Genomic DNA, 15844 nt, shown 5'->3' on the forward strand with positions numbered 1-15844 from the left:
CAGGCCCCTACTTCCAATCCCCACGCAATTTAGCGACATCCTCGCGCAACCCGTCTGGCGTCACATCCTGCGGCGCCACCGGCTGGCCGACGGCCAGCGCCAGCTTCGAGCGCAGGCCGGCGTGGAAGGCGCGGTTGAAGATGTTTTCCTTGTTGCGGCTCAGCAGGTGGCCCCACAGGCCGCGCAGCGCCATCGGGATCACCGGTACCTGCGAGCGCTCGATGATCTTGGCGATGCCGCCCTTGAACGGGTTGATTTCGCCGTCCCGGGTCAGTTGCCCCTCCGGGAAGATGCAGACGATGTCGCCCTCGTGCAGCGCCTGGGCGATATCGATATAGGCCTTCTCCATCAGCCACGGATCTTCCTTGGCCGGCGCAATCGGAATCGCGCGCGCGGTGCGGAAGATCCAGCCCAGGAAAGGGGTCTTGAAAATCCGGTGGTCCATCACGAAGCGGATCGGGCGCGGGGCGATGGCGCCGATCACGATCGCATCGACATAGCTGACGTGGTTACACACCAGCACCGCCGCGCCCTCGGACGGAATGCGCTCGGCGTTGACCGTGTGCACCCGGTGCACGGTATGGATCAGCAGCCAGGCCAGGAAGCGCATCAAAAATTCCGGCACCAGCGAGAAGATGTAGACCGCCACCAGCGCGTTGAGCAAAGCCGTCACCAGGAACAACTGCGGGATCGTCAAGCCCTGGCCCAGCAGCACGATGGCCATGCCGGCCGCCGCCACCATGAACAGGGCGTTGAGGATGTTCATGCCGGCGATGGTGCGCGAGATGTGGGCCGGGTCGGCGCGCAGCTGGATCAGCGCAAACAGCGGCACGATGAAGAAGCCGCCGAACATGCCGATCATCAAAAAGTCGAACAGGATGCGCCAGATACCATGATGTCCCAGCAAGGTCATCACGTCGGCCGAGGTGCCAGCCAGGGCTGCGCCACTGATGGCAAAGGCATTGCTGGCAAAGTACAGGTCGGCGCCGAAGATGGTCAGGCCGATCGAGCCGAACGGCACCAGGCCGATTTCGACCTTGCCGCCAGAGAGGCGCTCGCACAGCAGCGAGCCCGAACCCACGCCCAGCGAAAACACCGTGAGCAGCATCACGAACGCGCCGTGGTCGCCGTGCAGGTAATCCTTCGAATACACGGGTAACTGCGCCAGCAGCACGGCGCCGTAGAACCAGAACCACGAGTTGCCCAGCATTGACTGGAACACGACCCGGTTCTTGCTCGAGAAGCGCAGGTTGCGCACCGATTCGGCGACAAAATTCCAGTCCACTTTCAGCTCCGGCGACGGCGCCGGCGATGGCGGAATCCGGTAGCTGACCAGCAGGCCGATGACCGCCACGAAGATGGTGGCGCCCGCCTCGAAGTACAGGCCGTGCGGTTGCATCACCACCAATATTGCGCCCAGGATCTCGCCGGCCAGGATGCCGACAAAGGTGCCCATCTCGGTCACGCCATTGCCGCCGATCAGTTCTTCCTTTTTCATGTGCTGCGGCAGGTAGGCATATTTGACCGGGCCGAACAGGGTGGAGTGGATACCCATGCCCACTACTGCTGCGACCAGCAGCCACAGGTGATGGGTCATCCAGCCGATGCCCGCGACGACCATGATGGCCACTTCCAGCCATTTGACACAGCGCGTCAGGCCGGCCTTGTCGAACTTGTCGGCCAGCTGGCCGGCGGTGGCGGAGAACAGCACGTACGGCAGGATGAACAGGCCGGGGATCAGGTTGGTGACCAGCGACGGCTCGAGATTGGTCCAGCTCAGCGCATCGAACGTGATGACGACGATCAGCGCGGTCTTGAACAGGTTGTCGTTGAAAGCGCCGAGAAACTGGGTCCAGAAGAAGGGAGCGAAGCGGCGTTGCTTCAGCAGGGAAAACTGGTTGGGCTGGCTCATGTTGCTCGGGTCCGTTCTTGTAGTTTCCAGAGTGAGCGGATTATAACCGCACGCCGGTGCGACTCGACATGCGATTAGGCAACTTGATGATGGTACTGGCAGATGGCGCTTGCGGCAGCGCTGGCCAGGCCCGAGGCCAGCGCCGGGGCTGGCTAGGCCCGCTGCGGCTTGCCGCGTTGCAGCCAGAGATCGATGGAAGGAACTACCAGCAATACGGCTGCCATGGAAATCAACACGATCACCAAGCCGGCCCAGAAGCCGGCAGCCTCGGCCACTGCTGCCAGCGCACCGGTGAGCAGCGGCACCGACAGCCAGCGCAGGAAATATGCGCGCGCGCGCGCAGCGGGCCACAGGCGCTGGCGCGACGAGGCCAGGTAGAGGCACAGCGCCGCCAAGGCAGCGATCAGTCCGCAATTGAGCATCGATGTGAGTTCCATGCTTGCCATGATGTTGCCCCAGTCACTTTGAAATTGATGAGAATAATTCTCATTCATTTTATAGTAAATGAGAATTGTTTGCATTTCAAGCGGAGATTGGCTTGCTGGGTCTGCCAGCTAACGCTGGCGGACGACCGGCGTAAAAAAAGGCCGGATCTGCAACAGACCCGGCCTATGCTTGCACGTTCGTTGAGCGATCAGCGCTTCTTGTCGCCTGCGACTTCATCGGCACGCAGCTTCGGCGCCAGTTTGTCGAGCACGCCGTTGACGTACTTGTGGCCATCGATACCGCCGAACGACTTGGTCAGTTCAACGGCTTCGTTGATGACCACGCGGTAAGGGATCTCGAGGTTGTTCTTCAGCTCGTAGGCACCGATCAACAGCACCGCGTGCTCGATCGGCGACAACTCGTTGATGCCGCGATCGACCAGCGGCGCAAACGTTTCGCGCAGGGCCACGGAGTCCTGGATCGCACCGTACAGCAGCTTGGTGAAATGCTCGGCGTCGGCCTTGTCGAAGCCGTGGGCGGCGCGGATGTTGTTGACGACCGTGGTGGCGGGCTCGTTGTTCAGCAGCCACTGGTACAGGCCCTGCAGCGCGAACTCGCGCGCGCGGTGGCGCGGGGTGCGGTTCTTGCTGGGGTTTGCGTGTAGGCTTTTATCTGTCATGGGGTTACCTGTTGTTAAAGACGCGACTTATTCGTCGTCGCCCTGGTCCTGATTGAGTTCTTCGAGGGCGATGGTCAGATTGGCCATTTCCACTGCCACACGGGCGGCGTCGGTGCCTTTTTCGACCATGCGCACTTCTGCCTGCTCATCGGTTTCGGTGGTGAGAATCGCGTTGGCGATCGGGATGCCGTAGTCGAGGCCGATGCGGGTGATGCCGGCGCCCGACTCGTTCGAGACCAGCTCGAAGTGGTACGTTTCGCCTCGGATCACGGCGCCGAGGGCGATCAGCGCGTCGAACTGCTGCGACTCGGCCATTTTTTGCAGCACCAGCGGCACTTCCAGCGCGCCCGGCACGGTCACGTGCAGTACGTCTTCGTCTTCCACGCCCAGGCGTTTCAGTTCTGCCAGGCAGGACGACAGCAGGCCGTGGCCGATGTCTTCGTTAAAACGGGCTTGAACGATGCCGACACGCAGGCCGTCGCCGTTCAGGTTGGTATCGTAGCTTCCTACGGTCATGATGAGCCTCTTTAATCAGGTTAGTTGGGTTTGGCCAGGTAGCCGGTCACTTCCAGGTCGAAGCCCGTCATCGACGGCATCTTGCGTGGGCTGGCCAGCAGTTGCATTTTGCACACGCCGACTTCGCGCAGGATCTGTGCGCCGATGCCGTAGCTGCGCAGGTCCATGCTGGCCGCGCGGCCTTTCGGCTTGGCTTCCGGCTTGTCGAGCGCGGCAAACTGCGAGAAGAACTGCTCGGCAGTTTCTTCGCAGTTGAGCAGCACGATCACGCCGCTGTCGGCAGCTTTCACCGCTGCCAGCGACGACGACAAATTCCACGAGTGGGTAGTCGCTTCCGATTCCAGCACGTCGAGTATGGAGACCGGCTGGTGCACGCGCACCAGGGTGTCCTTGTCTTTTTCGATCTGGCCATGCACCAGTGCCAGGTGAGCCGAGCCGCTCGGCTTGTCGCGGTATGCGATCATGCGGAACTGGCCTTGCGCGGTGTTGAGCACGCGCTCGCCCACCTGCTCCACCAGCGACTCGTTGCGGCTGCGGTACTGGATCAGGTCGGCAATGGTGCCGATCTTCAGCTTGTGTTCCTTGGCAAATTCCATCAGGTCCGGCAGGCGCGCCATGGTGCCGTCGTCCTTCATGATCTCGCAGATCACCGAGGCGGGCGTCAAGCCGGCCATCGCGGTCAGGTCGCAACCGGCTTCGGTGTGACCAGCACGCATCAGCACGCCGCCCTTTTGAGCCTTGAGCGGGAAGATGTGGCCCGGCTGGACGATATCGACGGCTTTGGCATCTTTCGATACTGCCACCTCGATGGTCTTGGCGCGGTCGGCAGCCGAGATGCCGGTGGTGACGCCTTCGGCCGCTTCGATCGATACCGTGAAGTTGGTGCCAAAGGCGGTGCCGTTACGCGACGACATCATCGACAGCTCGAGCAGGTCACAACGTTCTTCGGTGAGCGTGAGGCATACCAGGCCGCGCGCGTGCTTGACCATGAAATTGATGGCTTCCGGCGTAACGAAGTCCGCCGCGAGCACCAGGTCGCCTTCGTTTTCCCGGTCTTCTTCATCGACCAGGATCACCATGCGGCCAGCGCGCAATTCGGCGACGATTTCTTCGGTGCTGGAAATTGACATATTTAATCCTTGGGAGCTAATGCGAGAATAACCCGGTATTTTAATGGATTTACGGCACTCCCACCGCAAAAGCCCGCTTTTATCCTTGGGCCGCCAGCTTGATGCTTTTCTTTTTGAAAACATTCCGTGACATCAACAGCCTGTTTCTTGCGGTTGAAGGGTAATCTTGCTCTACAGCAGCAAGTCCCGGCGTAAGATGGGCTCACCCACCCGGAGACCGCGATGCCCTTGCGCCTGACCACCTGCCTTGCCCTGTACCTGATTTTCTCAGCAGCGCAGGCGCACGCCCAGGGCGCGGCAGCGATCAAGCAGGGCCAGCGCCTGTGGCAACAACGCTGCACCGATTGCCATGCGCTCGACACCGACGAGACCGGCCCACGCCATCGCGGCGTGTTCGGCCGCCGCGCCGGCGCCATCAAGGACTACGATTATTCGCGCGCGCTCAAGCGCTCGCAAGTGACGTGGGACGCCAGGTCGCTCGACCGGTGGCTCACCGATCCCGAGCGTTTCATTCCGGGCCAGAACATGGATTTCAAGGTGAGCAGCGCAGCCGAGCGGGCGGCGCTGATTGCTTACTTGCAGAGCTTGTCCAGTCCCGGCGTCGGCACAGGCCTTACCCCGGCGCGAACGCAGCATGCAGCGCCAGATATGCCGCCCCGATGACGTTGGCGTCCACCCCGACCTCGCCCGCCAGCACTGGCGGGCGGTTGGCGCCGGACCAGTCGTAGCGCGTCAGCGCTATTTCCACGCGAGAAAGCAGCAGCGCCAGCAAGCCGCGCCCGATCTTGCCATCGACAATCACCGCGTCCAGGTCGACCACGCAGGCGGCGCTGCAGATCGCGTACGCCAGCGCATCGGCCGCCTGCCCGGCCCAAACGTGCGTGAGGTCGCGCCAAGGGGCATCGAGTGCGCGCGCGTCGCGCGCGGCTGCCGCTTCCAGGCCAGCCTCGGCATAACGCTGTTCGAGCATCGCCAGCGAAGCCACGCTAAGCAATTGCGCCGGCGGCGCGCCGGGTCCACGCTGCTCGGCGTGCTCAACGTGTGCGCCGTGCTCGTGTGACCGGCCCGATGCGCTTGGTTCAGGTGGTACGCCCATCGCTGGCGGCAGCGGCATGGAACCAAGCGCGCCGGCGTTGCCGTTGGCGCCACGGTGCGGTCGGCCGCCCAGCACGAGACTGCCACCGGCAAGTGCATCGAGATACACGTACAGGTAATCGTTCACGCCCCGCCCGCGCCCGGCCAGCAACTCCGCCACGCAAGCGGCCGCAGTATCCTTGGCAAAGGTAACCGGCAGCGTAGTCATTGCCTGCAAGCGGGTGCGAAGTTCGATCTCGGCCCACTGCCGCGCCTGCTCTGGCGCTTGGCCCAGCAATCGGTGCCAGGTGCCCAGCGCCAGCGGCGCGGCCACCCCGATGCCGCACAGACGCGCTGCGCCATCCGCGCCAAGCCGGGCGACAATGGCGCCGATTTGTTCGCCGATGGCGGCGAACACGGCGTCCACTACCGGATGCGGATAGGCCACCTCCACGCGGAAACGCGGCTGGCCGGTCAAGTCGAGCAGCATTATTTCCAGGCTGCGGCGGCCGATATGGACGCCGATTGCATAGGCCCCATCGGGGTTGAGCGCGATCGGCTGCGATGGCTGCCCCACCCTGCCACGCACCGCGCCTAGCTTGCGCACCAGCTGCTCGTCCAGCAGGCGGTTGATGATGACCGACGCGCTCTGCGTGCTCAATTCGGTCGCACGCGCCAGGTCGGCCTTGGCCATACTGCCCCGGCGGCGAACATGGTGCAGCATGAGGCGCTCGTTGGGACTTAACGCGCGTAAAAACGATGACATGGGATAGCGAACCAGGTGGTGGGGAAATTTGTAGTATAGTTTCCTTTTATTTAATAAATCAAGTTGACTTATCAATCAACAAGGACAACCCCATGCGCTTCGATGCCACCCTGCTCGGCCTGATCGCCGCTTTCTGCACCACAGTCGCCTTTATCCCCCAGGTATTGCTGATCTGGCGTCGCAAGTCTGCTGCCGGGGTTTCCACCGGCATGTACTGCGTGTTCTGCTTCGGCGTACTGCTGTGGCTGATCTACGGCGTGATCATCGAGGCCTGGCCCATCGCCATCAACAACGGCATCACACTAGTGTTGGCGTGCTCCGTGCTGGTGATGAAATGGGCTTACCGGAACAATCCCTGAACATGCAGTTTGTTCCCCGCTCCAGCATGTGGACAAGCACATCTGGAAAGTGATCGGCGCCCACGACTTCAACCATGTCGATACGCACGGCGGCAACCGCTTTGAGCGCTGGCACTACGGCGCCGACCCGGCCGTCGTCAAGGAAGCGCTCACGCTGATCTGGCCACAACTGCGCGAACAGGCCAGTCAAGCAGGCCTGGGCAGCGTCTGGCATGTCTGCTTACAGCTTGCCGGCAGCGCCTACCGACACCATGCGCTCCACGTAGCGCGCAATCAGGTCAATCTCCAGGTTGACCTGCACGCCCACCACCAGGTGCTTGAGGGTGGTCATGGCGATGGTGTGCGGGATCAGGTTGATCGAGAACTGGCACACCAGGTCGGCGCCGGCGCCGATATCAGTGACGCGGTTGACGGTCAGCGAGACGCCGTTGACCACGATCGAGCCCTTGAAAGCCAGGAACTTGGCTAGGTCATGCGGCGCCTCGATCACCAGTTCCCACGACTCGCCCACCGGTTCGAACTTGCGCACCACGCCCAGGCCATCGACGTGACCAGATACCAGGTGGCCGCCCAGGCGCTCGCTCAGGGTCAGCGCCTTTTCCAGGTTGACTTCGGTCAGCGTGTCGAGGCCAACGGTGCAATTGAGGCTTTCGCGCGAGACATCGACGCGGAAGCTGGACTCGTCCTTTTCCACCACGGTCATGCAGGCGCCGTTGATGGCGATCGAGTCGCCCAGCGCAACGTCGGCCAGCGGCAGGCCGCCAGCGTGGATGTCCAGGCGCACGCCTGCAAACGAGCCGCCTTCGAGCGGGGTGACCGAGGCGATTTTGCCGACTGCGGCAACGATTCCAGTAAACATAGTGGTTCTCAGGTAGGAGTGGAGGAGTGAATAAAGCGGGCCAGCAGCCGTACATCGGCGCCGATCTGCTTTACTTCGTGGAATTTCAATGACTTTTTTTGCGACAGGTGCGTGAGCGCCGGCAGCGCGAACATGCCTTGCGCATCGCCCAGCAACAGCGGCGCCAGGTACACCAGCAACTCGTCGACGTAACCTTCGCGGATCAGCGAGCCATTGAGCTTGCTGCCGGCTTCGACATGCAATTCATTGATCTGGCGCCGGCCCAGTTCGCGCATCAGCTCGGGCAAATCGACCTTGCCCGAGGCATTGGGCAGCAGGATCACTTCATTGCCCAGCGCGCGCAAGGCGGCGCCTTTTTCCGCATCGCGCACGGCGGCAACGATCCAGGTACCGCCTCCCTGCAATATCTTGGCGGACGGGTCGATTTCAAGGCGGCTGTCGATGACGATGCGGATCGGCTGGCGCGGCGTGTCGATGCCGCGCACGTTCAGTTGCGGGTCGTCGGCCTTGACGGTGCCGATGCCGGTGAGGATGGCACACGCGCGCGCGCGCCACGCATGGCCGTCGGCGCGGGCGCGTTCGCCGGTAATCCACTGGCTGGCGCCGTTGTGCAGCGCGGTCATGCCGTCCAGGCTGGCGGCGGTTTTCATGCGCACCCACGGCAGGCCGCGCGTCATGCGCGAGAAAAAGCCGATATTCAATTCATAAGCCTGCTCGGCCAGCAAGCCGCTGCTCACGGCGATGCCCGCTGCGGCCAGCCTGGCCATGCCCTGCCCGGCCACCAGGGGATTGGGGTCTTCCATGGCGGCCACCACGCGGCCGACGCCGGCGCGCACCAGTGCATCGGCACAGGGCGGCGTGCGGCCGTGGTGGCTGCACGGCTCGAGCGTGACATACGCCGTGGCGCCGCGCACGTCATGGCCGCGCGCTTGCGCGTCTTTCAATGCCTGGATTTCCGCGTGGTCGCCGCCCACCTGCTGGGTGACACCGGCGCCGATCACGGCGCCATCGCGCACGATCACGCAGCCGATGTGCGGATTGGGCGACGTGGTGTACAGGCCGCGCTCGGCCCAGGCCAGGGCCAGGGTCATGCCCTCGGTATCGTTATGGATTCTCACTCTGTCCTTAATCTGACGTGCCCGTGCAGGCAGTCTCTACGGCCGGATCGCACACGCGCAGCCGACCCAGCATATTGATCTTGATATTGCGGGCGTTATCGCCCAGCGCCAGCGACAGCGTGCCCCAGCGGGCGGCCAGGCTGTTACTCGCGCTGCAACTGCGTCCTGCGCCATTATAAGCAACGAAGCTCGGCGGCGCTTTGGAAGAGAAGGAAACGCTTACTCGTAACCCGGCGGGCAGCGGGCCGCGCTGGAAGACGGTGGTCTCTTCGAGGTCGGGCCGGCGATTGCCATTGGCATCGACAAACACGATCCAGCCGCCGCGCCAGTCGACGCCGCCAGGGTCGAGCGGCGCCAGCATGACGATTCTTCCGCGCGCGATGGCCTGCGAGCGCGTGAGGTCGATGGCGGCCACCAGGTCGGTGACGGCGGCGCGCAGCCGCTGGCGCTGTAACATCTGCTGGTAGGCAGGCGCGGCGGTACCGAGCAGGATGCCGGCCAGGGCCAGCACGACCAGCAGTTCGACCAGTGTGACGCCGGTAGCTGCAGACCTGGGCGGCTTGGCGCCGGATTGGCGCGGCGTCCCCTTGGTATGCCTGATTCGCTCGGTGCGCAGCGTGTGAGCGGCAGGGGTCGTGTCCATGGTTTTCCTGGTCGTTTTCCTGGTAGTTTCCCTGGCAACTAACGCCAGCAATTTTCCTGCGGGCCTGCAGCTTGGCGCAGTCCGCTGCTGGTCAAGACCAGCTGGCCGCAGTCAGCGTCGCGGAAGCGCGCATCCACGCGCCGCGTACCGGGCGTGGCGACCAGTTGCACACAAATATCGAGTGTGTAGCCGTCGCACGCCTTGCCCTCGATCTCGTAGCCGCTGGCCGGCGCCGTGGCGCCGCTCCACCACTGGAACTGGCGTTGCTCGGCATCGTCGCCCTTGGCCTCGGCGCCAAAAGCGAGATAGCTGCCGTGCTGGGTGAAATACCGCTCCTGCTGCAACATCAGGCGCTGCATGGTCGCTTGCGCCTCGTAGCGGCGGGTGCGCACCAGGTGGTCGTTCCACGCCGGCGCGGCAACCGCCGCCAGTACCATGGCAATCATGCACACGACCAGCAGTTCGATCACGGAAAATCCGCGCGGCGCGTTCATTGCGATTCCAGTTGCGGCGGTTTCGCCTGCTGCGCCCGCTGCGCGTGGTGCAACTGGTACAACTGGTGCAACTGGCGCCAGTTGGCCACCTCGCGCCAGCTGAGGCGACCGGCGCGCTTGCTGGTGTGAACCGTGCCCAGGGCCGGTTCGCCCTGCGGTCCCGGTATGCCAATGGCGAAGTCCTGCGCCAGGTTGATACGGCCGGTCGGCTCTGCCGGGGCGGTGGGGGTGATCGATGCTATCGGCAGCAACAGCGGCCGGGGCACGTAGCGCGTCGTGCGTTCGGCCACGATGGGACGCGGCGCTTCCGGCGTTGGCGGCAGCCTGGCGGTAACGCTCTGGCCTGCTGCCAGGCCGGTCAGAGCGTTGAGCACATACGTGCGGCCGTGGGCAGGCGCGCAGGCTGCGCCGGGACTGGGCGGCGTGACCGGATTGCCCGGTGCCGTCGGCGTGGATGGTTGGCCCGGCTGGCCCGGCTGAGCGGGTTGCAAGACCCCTGGGGCCGGCAGCATGGTATTGAAGGCCAGCACACCGTTCACCAGGACACCGCTGTCGAGGCTGCGCTCGCCCGTGGTGGACGAGGCCAGCAAGTCCACGTACCAGCCCATGCTGTCGGGCGTCATCGCTTCGCCTTCGATATCCAGGCGGACGGCGCGCGGGTCGCCGGTCAACGTGCGCCGCGTCAGCTGGCGCCGGCCGGCGACGGCTTCGAGCGGCGTGCGCAGGCTGTCGCGAATGGCGTAATAGCTTTGCGGCGCGAACCGGGTGGCATCGCGGTCGGCTTGCTCGATCAGTTGGCCGGTGCCGAACAGCAGCAGGTAGCCCCCACCGTTGGCGTAAGCCACCTGCGGCTGCTGCGCAATGGGCTGGCGCCGGCCGCTGGCATCGCGTGCAATAAACAATGGCGACTGCTGTGGGCTGTTGGCGCGCGGCCCAGATTGGTCAAATTGGCCGGACAGCGCACCATCGCCCAGGTCGAAGCGCCACAGATGGCCTTGCAGGTCACCGGCATAGGCGTAGCGGATGGCGCCTTCGCGGTCGGCGACCAGCACCGGCGCGTGCAGGGCGTTGGCCAAGGCGGCGTCCGCGATCGACGTGCGCAAGCGGTAGTAATTGTCGTTGATCCGCCAGGGCGCGTGGCGCGGCTTGTCGAGCGCCAGCAGGAACAAGGCGCCGTCGCCGGACGGACTGGCGTGGCCATCGGCAGCGTAGTTGTTCACGCCGCTGGCCACGACCGCAAAGTAGCGATAGACCGGCGCGCCGCCGTGCACGCCCACGCGCAGCTTGGCCAGTTGCGGCGTGCTGGTGACGTTGCCGATGTGGGGATCGTGGCGGTCGGTAAATTCCCACAGCACGCCGCCCTGTTCGGCAAAGCGCGCGGGGTCGGTCACGTCGAGCGCAAACACGCCTTGCGCACCGCCGCCCATGCCAGAGATCAGCACCGTCCGCTGGCTGCCATTAATGGTCACGTCGCCCGCCTGGGCTGGACCGTCGACATAGGCACGGTGGACATAATCCTTGTCGGCAAGCCAGTGCAAAACACCGAACAGCGCCGCCGGCACGTACGCGAACAGCTCGGCGCCATCGGCAGCGTTGAAGGCGTGCAGCATGCCGTCGTTGGCGCCCAGGTAGAGCATCTCCGGCCGCGCCGGTGCTTGGGATTGTGCAGACTGGCCCACGTACACCGGCGTGCTGTGGACGGAATTGCCCAATACGCTGCCACGCGTACGGAACCGCGTGCCTTCCTCGCTGCGCTCTCCGCGCAACCACGCCAGGCGCTGCGGGCCGCTGCCATCGCCATCTGGATCAAGCTGGGAACGCTGCTCGGGCGACAATGCGTCCCAGGCGAACGGCACCATGGCCAGCGTGCCATCGGCCTGGACGATGGCGGTGTGGAGCGCGCGCTGGTCCGGTAGCGGCGATGGTGCGCGGCTGGCGCTGCCGGTGAGCAGCCCACCAGCTTCCCAGGCAGCCTGCTTCGCCTGCGTCAAGCCGTTAGCTCCGGGCGCCATGGCGTAGCGGGTGAAGCTGCCGGACCAGTCGGCAGAATGCATCGCCGCCTGGTACAAGGTGCCGGCCTGGTCGGGCTTCGCTGGAGTGCGCACCAGCGCGGGACCGTCGAGTTGCCCGGTGCCATCAAACCGACACGACGATGCCAGCGGACCGGCGGCGATCGTCAACAGCGGCGGCGCAGACTGCGCGGCGTTGCTCACGCCCCAGCTCATGCACGCAATCACGCACGCCATCAGGCACCAGCGCAGGCCAGCCATCCGCGTCCACATATCTCCTCCTCATTTCGGTATGAATACACTCTGCAACACCACTTCCACGCCCGGCCTGGGGCCGAAGCCGATCGCCGTCACGCGGTAGCAATTCTGCGGATCGGCGGCGTCGGTGCCGGGTTGGTGGCATTCGAGCCGTTCGATCACGTAGCGCGGCTTTTTGAATGGCAAAAAGCCCATGCCGGTGATCATCGCAGCGCCCGTGGCCGCGCCGTATTCGGCCGTGCAGGCGCCGCCGTCATCACCGCCCAGGTCGGCGCGTTGCCAGGCCGGATCGACGCCGCAGCTGCCCTGCGCCACCATGGCGCTGCCGTTGTCGATCGCCCGCTCTGCATCTGCCAAGGCATCCTCCGCCGCCTGGAAGGCGATCTCGCGGTCGCGCTCACCGCGCACAGCGTGCTCGCCCTGCAAACCCAGGCGTGCCGCCGACGCGCCCAGCAGCATGACCAGCAACATCATGACCAGGCACACCACCACCGTTACTCCGCTTTGCGCGCGCATGACCGTGGCCATGGCATCACCCGCTCTTGTTGCGCAGCGCGACCGTCAGCCCCACCAGGCGCCGGGCCCGCCATCGGTCCGCCTCCGGGATCTGCGATTCCATGATGCGCGTGCCCTGGTCCTGGCTGTGACCATCGGCATACGCCGGCCCGAACAGGTCGAATTGCATGGCGCGCGTGTCGCTGCGGGTATTGCCGTCGCCATGCAGCAGCAGGGCCAGCTTGACGGTGCACACGCGCTTCCAGTGGCTGCGCCGCTGCAGGTCGTGCTGTTGTGCTGCGGGCGTGGCGCCCACGGGCACTAGCGTGGCGTCCAGCGCGCGGATGGCAGTGGCGTTCAGGTAGCGGTTCGGTACGCCATCGGCCGACTGGTCGGTGTCCAGGCCGTACAGCACCTGGAACGACTCGACCCCGCGCACGATGGCGTCCGCACCCCAGTTGCCGTTGCCGAGGTATTTGCAGCGCAACTCGCCGTAACCGCCCTCGCCGGGCGCCACGTAGAAAATGCTCCAGCCGAGCGCGTCGTCATCAACGGGCGCGGCCACGCCGAAACCGCCGCAGTTGACGCTCGACCCGTCACCGCTGGCCCCCTGGCCGTGGCCGGCAAAACGCACGGCCAGCACATCGCTGCCATTGGCGACAGCGGGCAGCGGCGTGGCGATGCCGACGCTAGCCTTGGCGAGGCTGTGCGCGTCCCAGCCGCCGATGGCGGCCGGTGCATCGGCGGCGAGGGAGACAGGTGCAGCGGTGCTGTTCCAGTTGACGTAGGCGCCCTGGCGAATGGCCTGCGCCATGATGTCCAGCGCGTAGCGGCCGCCATCGTCGAGCCAGGCGCTTTCTGCGTGGTGGCGATAATTGCTGGCCGATGCCAGCAGCAGGCTGCCGGCCAACAACGTCAACATCAAGCCCAGGCCGGCAGCAACCAGCAACTCGACCAGGCTCCAGCCCTGCTGGCGGATGCGGCTCATGCACGTGCTGCCATACCGGCCCTGCCGGCGCGCGGGCTTCGTGACCGTGCTTCGATACCGGCCCTGCTGGCGCACGGGCTTCATCACAGTGCTCCGACCGGCAGTGCTCCGACCGGCAGCGCCACGCCGGGTACAGGCTGGCCGGCGCTATCGACTTGCGGCGTGCCGTCGGCGTGCTTGCCGCGCCAGCCCACCTTGATCACCAGCGGTGCAGAACTCCCGCCGCTGCAAGGCCACAGCAAGGTGCCGCCACTCCACAGGCCGGCATCGCGGCAGATCACCACCCGGCCGCTGGGCAGGTTAGCTCGCAGCGCGATCTTGATTTCGTAGAGATCGAACCGCGCCAGCTGGGTTGCATCGCAGGTGTCGGCATAGCACAGCACGGCCGGCGGCGCTGGCGGTGGATGGTCGAGCACGTCGTAGTCGAGGGAGAGATAGGGATTGGCGCCATCGGGCAGTTGCAGCTGCGACGGGTTGGCACGCAGTCGCTCGGCCGCGCCGGTCGCCAGCATGGACGCCTGCGCCAGCAAGCTGCTCTGGTGCCGCGCGCGCATGGCCGCCAGCTGCATCGACACGCCACCGACGATGCCCACCGCCAGCACGAAGACGGCAATCAGCACCTCGAGCAAGGTAAAGCCACCAACCGACCACAATTTCATGCGCGCGTGCATCGCACACCTCCACTAACGGGACAGTATTCGACGTTAGCAGTGGTTTATAGCTGAGATCTGCGATGGATCAAGCGTGCGCTGGTGGCGGGCCGGTTGACAACAGCTGGCGAACACGACAATTCCATGCGAGTCGCTTGCATTCGATTAACTTTTAAGCAATCATGCGCCATCACTTCACGGGAGCCATGCATGAGCTTTCTCCTTATCGTCGCCATCACTTGCCTGGCGTGTGGTGCCGGCACGGTCTGGCAACGCCAGCGACGCACCCGGCGCGAGGCCCACATCCGTACTTTTTTACTGCCCGATGGCTTGTTCGAGGCGCTGCGCGTGCACCATCCGCAGCTGACACCGAAAGATTGCCACCTGGTGGCGCAGGGCTTGCGCCAGTTCTTCCTGGTGCATCTCAAAGGGCGCGGGCAATTTGTTTCGATGCCGTCGCAGGTCGTGGACGACTTGTGGCACGAATTCATCCTGTACACCCGCGCTTACGAGAAGTTTTGCCACAAGGCTTTTGGCGGCCTGCTGCATCATACCCCGGCCATCGCGCTCGACCAGCGTCATCGGGGCAACGACGGCATCCGGCGCAGCTGGCGTCTCGCGTGCGCCGAGGAAAATATCGATCCACGCAATCCGTCACGGCTGCCGCTGCTGTTTGCGCTCGACAGCAAACTGGCGATCCCGAACGGCTTCGTGTACGTGCCCGACTGCGACAGCGTCGCGCGCAAGGGCGGGCAAGGCGGTGCTGGCGGAGGCGATACCTATTGCGGCGCCCACCTGGGCGGCAGCGATTCTGGCGGCACCAGCGGGGCCGGCAACGGCAGCGACCGCATCGGGGACAGCAGCGGTGACAGCGACAGCGGTGGGGGTTGCGGCGGCGGCGGTTGCGGCGGCGGCGGCGACTGAGAGACTCCGGGTCCGCTCAGTCCTTGCGCGGCTTGCTTTCCCCGCCCACTTCGGCAATCGCATTCTGGAACTCGGCCAGGTCTTCGAAATTTTTATAGACGGACGCAAAGCGGATGTAGGCCACGGTATCGAGGCGCTGCAATTCCTGCATGACCAGTTCGCCGATGTAGCCGGTGTCGACTTCGCGCAGGCCGCTGGTGAGCAGTTTTTCTTTGATGGACGAGACCGCCGCATCGACGGCAGGCGCCGCCACGGGGCGCTTGCGCAAGGCCAGCGACAGGCTGCCGCGCAACTTGTCCGACGAGTATTCGGTACGGCTGCCGTTCTTCTTGACCACGGCCGGCATCACCAGCTCGATGCGCTCGTACGTGGTAAATCGTTTATCACATTTCGTGCAGCGACGGCGACGGCGAATGGCGTCCCCCTCCTCCGATACACGCGTATCGAGAACCTGGGTATCGTCATGCTGGCAAAACGGACATTTCATATGAGCCACTGAATGGTGTAACGGCGCGCCGGGGGTATCCGCCGGCGCGCCAGGGAA

The 15844-nt window shown here is 64.7% G+C and carries 18 protein-coding genes; 3 read left to right on the plus strand and 15 right to left on the minus strand.

The features are described from left to right. Positions 1 to 7: 7 nt before the first annotated feature. The 5 genes from J2X54_RS12240 to ribBA form a co-directional block, all read right to left on the minus strand. On the minus strand, positions 8 to 1912 hold the full coding sequence (locus J2X54_RS12240) for an MFS transporter (RefSeq protein ID WP_310181010.1): 1905 nt from the start codon (positions 1910 to 1912) through the stop codon (positions 8 to 10). Positions 1913 to 2064: 152 nt separating this feature from the next. After that, a complete protein-coding gene (locus tag J2X54_RS12245) occupies positions 2065 to 2358 on the minus strand; it encodes a hypothetical protein (RefSeq protein WP_310181013.1) in 294 nt (97 codons plus the stop codon). A gap of 188 nt (positions 2359 to 2546) precedes the next feature. Next, complete coding sequence (gene nusB, locus J2X54_RS12250) at positions 2547 to 3017, minus strand: transcription antitermination factor NusB (protein ID WP_019920535.1); 471 nt, start codon at positions 3015 to 3017, stop codon at positions 2547 to 2549. A 27-nt stretch (positions 3018 to 3044) separates the two neighbouring features. Next, positions 3045 to 3533: a 6,7-dimethyl-8-ribityllumazine synthase gene (gene ribH / locus J2X54_RS12255; RefSeq protein WP_019920536.1), complete on the minus strand. Its 489-nt coding sequence runs from the start codon at positions 3531 to 3533 to the stop codon at positions 3045 to 3047. Between the two features lie 20 nt (positions 3534 to 3553). Further along, a complete protein-coding gene (ribBA, locus tag J2X54_RS12260) occupies positions 3554 to 4663 on the minus strand; it encodes a bifunctional 3,4-dihydroxy-2-butanone-4-phosphate synthase/GTP cyclohydrolase II (RefSeq protein ID WP_070251601.1) in 1110 nt (369 codons plus the stop codon). 222 nt (positions 4664 to 4885) lie between these two features. Here ribBA and J2X54_RS12265 point away from each other — a divergent pair, with 222 nt between their 5' ends. Continuing rightward, the gene (locus J2X54_RS12265; RefSeq protein ID WP_310181018.1) at positions 4886 to 5326 is read left to right on the plus strand and encodes a c-type cytochrome; all 441 of its coding nucleotides are present in this window, start codon (positions 4886 to 4888) and stop codon (positions 5324 to 5326) included. Here J2X54_RS12265 and J2X54_RS12270 read toward each other — a convergent pair. Then, positions 5277 to 6461 carry an ROK family transcriptional regulator gene (locus tag J2X54_RS12270; RefSeq protein WP_404990904.1) on the minus strand — a complete coding sequence of 395 codons (1185 nt, stop codon included), beginning with the start codon at positions 6459 to 6461 and terminating at the stop codon, positions 5277 to 5279. The genes J2X54_RS12265 and J2X54_RS12270 overlap by 50 nt on opposite strands. A gap of 134 nt (positions 6462 to 6595) precedes the next feature. On the opposite strand from J2X54_RS12270, the gene J2X54_RS12275 reads away from it, so the two are divergent. Beyond that, entirely contained in the window at positions 6596 to 6862 is a 267-nt protein-coding gene (locus J2X54_RS12275) for a SemiSWEET transporter (protein WP_070250686.1), read from the plus strand. A 220-nt stretch (positions 6863 to 7082) separates the two neighbouring features. On the opposite strand, the gene J2X54_RS12280 is transcribed toward J2X54_RS12275, so the two are convergent. The 8 genes from J2X54_RS12280 to pilV form a co-directional block, all read right to left on the minus strand. Next, a complete protein-coding gene (locus J2X54_RS12280) occupies positions 7083 to 7721 on the minus strand; it encodes a riboflavin synthase (protein ID WP_070250683.1) in 639 nt (212 codons plus the stop codon). A gap of 8 nt (positions 7722 to 7729) precedes the next feature. Then, the gene (ribD, locus tag J2X54_RS12285; RefSeq protein ID WP_310181028.1) at positions 7730 to 8839 is read right to left on the minus strand and encodes a bifunctional diaminohydroxyphosphoribosylaminopyrimidine deaminase/5-amino-6-(5-phosphoribosylamino)uracil reductase RibD; all 1110 of its coding nucleotides are present in this window, start codon (positions 8837 to 8839) and stop codon (positions 7730 to 7732) included. Between the two features lie 7 nt (positions 8840 to 8846). After that, positions 8847 to 9482 (minus strand): GspH/FimT family pseudopilin, encoded by a 636-nt coding sequence (locus tag J2X54_RS12290; RefSeq protein WP_310181031.1) that lies wholly within the window; start codon positions 9480 to 9482, stop codon positions 8847 to 8849. A 38-nt stretch (positions 9483 to 9520) separates the two neighbouring features. Next, entirely contained in the window at positions 9521 to 9976 is a 456-nt protein-coding gene (locus J2X54_RS12295) for a type IV pilin protein (protein ID WP_310181034.1), read from the minus strand. Further along, positions 9973 to 12258, minus strand: a complete 2286-nt coding sequence (locus tag J2X54_RS12300; protein ID WP_310181036.1) for a PilC/PilY family type IV pilus protein — start codon at positions 12256 to 12258, stop codon at positions 9973 to 9975. The genes J2X54_RS12295 and J2X54_RS12300 overlap by 4 nt, the downstream gene beginning before the upstream one ends. A gap of 9 nt (positions 12259 to 12267) precedes the next feature. Next, a complete protein-coding gene (locus J2X54_RS12305) occupies positions 12268 to 12771 on the minus strand; it encodes a pilus assembly protein (RefSeq protein ID WP_310181038.1) in 504 nt (167 codons plus the stop codon). 4 nt (positions 12772 to 12775) lie between these two features. Next, positions 12776 to 13726, minus strand: coding sequence for a PilW family protein (locus J2X54_RS12310; RefSeq protein WP_310181040.1), 951 nt, complete (start codon positions 13724 to 13726; stop codon positions 12776 to 12778). 83 nt (positions 13727 to 13809) lie between these two features. Further along, positions 13810 to 14385, minus strand: coding sequence for a type IV pilus modification protein PilV (pilV, locus tag J2X54_RS12315; protein ID WP_310181042.1), 576 nt, complete (start codon positions 14383 to 14385; stop codon positions 13810 to 13812). Positions 14386 to 14586: 201 nt separating this feature from the next. Between pilV and J2X54_RS12320 the strand changes: the two genes are divergently transcribed. Next, positions 14587 to 15300: a hypothetical protein gene (locus tag J2X54_RS12320; protein WP_310181044.1), complete on the plus strand. Its 714-nt coding sequence runs from the start codon at positions 14587 to 14589 to the stop codon at positions 15298 to 15300. 16 nt (positions 15301 to 15316) lie between these two features. Here J2X54_RS12320 and nrdR read toward each other — a convergent pair whose 3' ends face one another. Then, positions 15317 to 15787, minus strand: coding sequence for a transcriptional regulator NrdR (gene nrdR, locus J2X54_RS12325; protein WP_070250655.1), 471 nt, complete (start codon positions 15785 to 15787; stop codon positions 15317 to 15319). Positions 15788 to 15844 lie beyond the last annotated feature (57 nt).

It is taken from the genome of Duganella sp. 3397 (genome assembly GCF_031456625.1).
GTDB lineage: Bacteria > Pseudomonadota > Gammaproteobacteria > Burkholderiales > Burkholderiaceae_D > Rugamonas > Rugamonas phyllosphaerae.

Excerpts from the sequence above, each read along its gene's own strand:
- J2X54_RS12300 (WP_310181036.1), bottom strand. The coding sequence starts at position 12,258 with ATGTGGACGCGGATGGCTGGCCTGCGCTGGTGCCTGATGGCGTGCGTG.
- J2X54_RS12240 (WP_310181010.1), bottom strand. The coding sequence starts at position 1,912 with ATGAGCCAGCCCAACCAGTTTTCCCTGCTGAAGCAACGCCGCTTCGCT.
- pilV (WP_310181042.1), bottom strand. The coding sequence starts at position 14,385 with ATGAAATTGTGGTCGGTTGGTGGCTTTACCTTGCTCGAGGTGCTGATT.
- J2X54_RS12265 (WP_310181018.1), top strand. The coding sequence starts at position 4,886 with ATGCCCTTGCGCCTGACCACCTGCCTTGCCCTGTACCTGATTTTCTCA.
- J2X54_RS12245 (WP_310181013.1), bottom strand. The coding sequence starts at position 2,358 with ATGGCAAGCATGGAACTCACATCGATGCTCAATTGCGGACTGATCGCT.
- J2X54_RS12320 (WP_310181044.1), top strand. The coding sequence starts at position 14,587 with ATGAGCTTTCTCCTTATCGTCGCCATCACTTGCCTGGCGTGTGGTGCC.
- ribBA (WP_070251601.1), bottom strand. The coding sequence starts at position 4,663 with ATGTCAATTTCCAGCACCGAAGAAATCGTCGCCGAATTGCGCGCTGGC.
- J2X54_RS12310 (WP_310181040.1), bottom strand. The coding sequence starts at position 13,726 with ATGAGCCGCATCCGCCAGCAGGGCTGGAGCCTGGTCGAGTTGCTGGTT.
- J2X54_RS12295 (WP_310181034.1), bottom strand. The coding sequence starts at position 9,976 with ATGAACGCGCCGCGCGGATTTTCCGTGATCGAACTGCTGGTCGTGTGC.
- J2X54_RS12305 (WP_310181038.1), bottom strand. The coding sequence starts at position 12,771 with ATGGCCACGGTCATGCGCGCGCAAAGCGGAGTAACGGTGGTGGTGTGC.
- J2X54_RS12280 (WP_070250683.1), bottom strand. The coding sequence starts at position 7,721 with ATGTTTACTGGAATCGTTGCCGCAGTCGGCAAAATCGCCTCGGTCACC.
- nusB (WP_019920535.1), bottom strand. The coding sequence starts at position 3,017 with ATGACAGATAAAAGCCTACACGCAAACCCCAGCAAGAACCGCACCCCG.
- J2X54_RS12275 (WP_070250686.1), top strand. The coding sequence starts at position 6,596 with ATGCGCTTCGATGCCACCCTGCTCGGCCTGATCGCCGCTTTCTGCACC.
- J2X54_RS12270 (WP_404990904.1), bottom strand. The coding sequence starts at position 6,461 with ATGCTGCACCATGTTCGCCGCCGGGGCAGTATGGCCAAGGCCGACCTG.
- nrdR (WP_070250655.1), bottom strand. The coding sequence starts at position 15,787 with ATGAAATGTCCGTTTTGCCAGCATGACGATACCCAGGTTCTCGATACG.
- J2X54_RS12290 (WP_310181031.1), bottom strand. The coding sequence starts at position 9,482 with ATGGACACGACCCCTGCCGCTCACACGCTGCGCACCGAGCGAATCAGG.
- ribH (WP_019920536.1), bottom strand. The coding sequence starts at position 3,533 with ATGACCGTAGGAAGCTACGATACCAACCTGAACGGCGACGGCCTGCGT.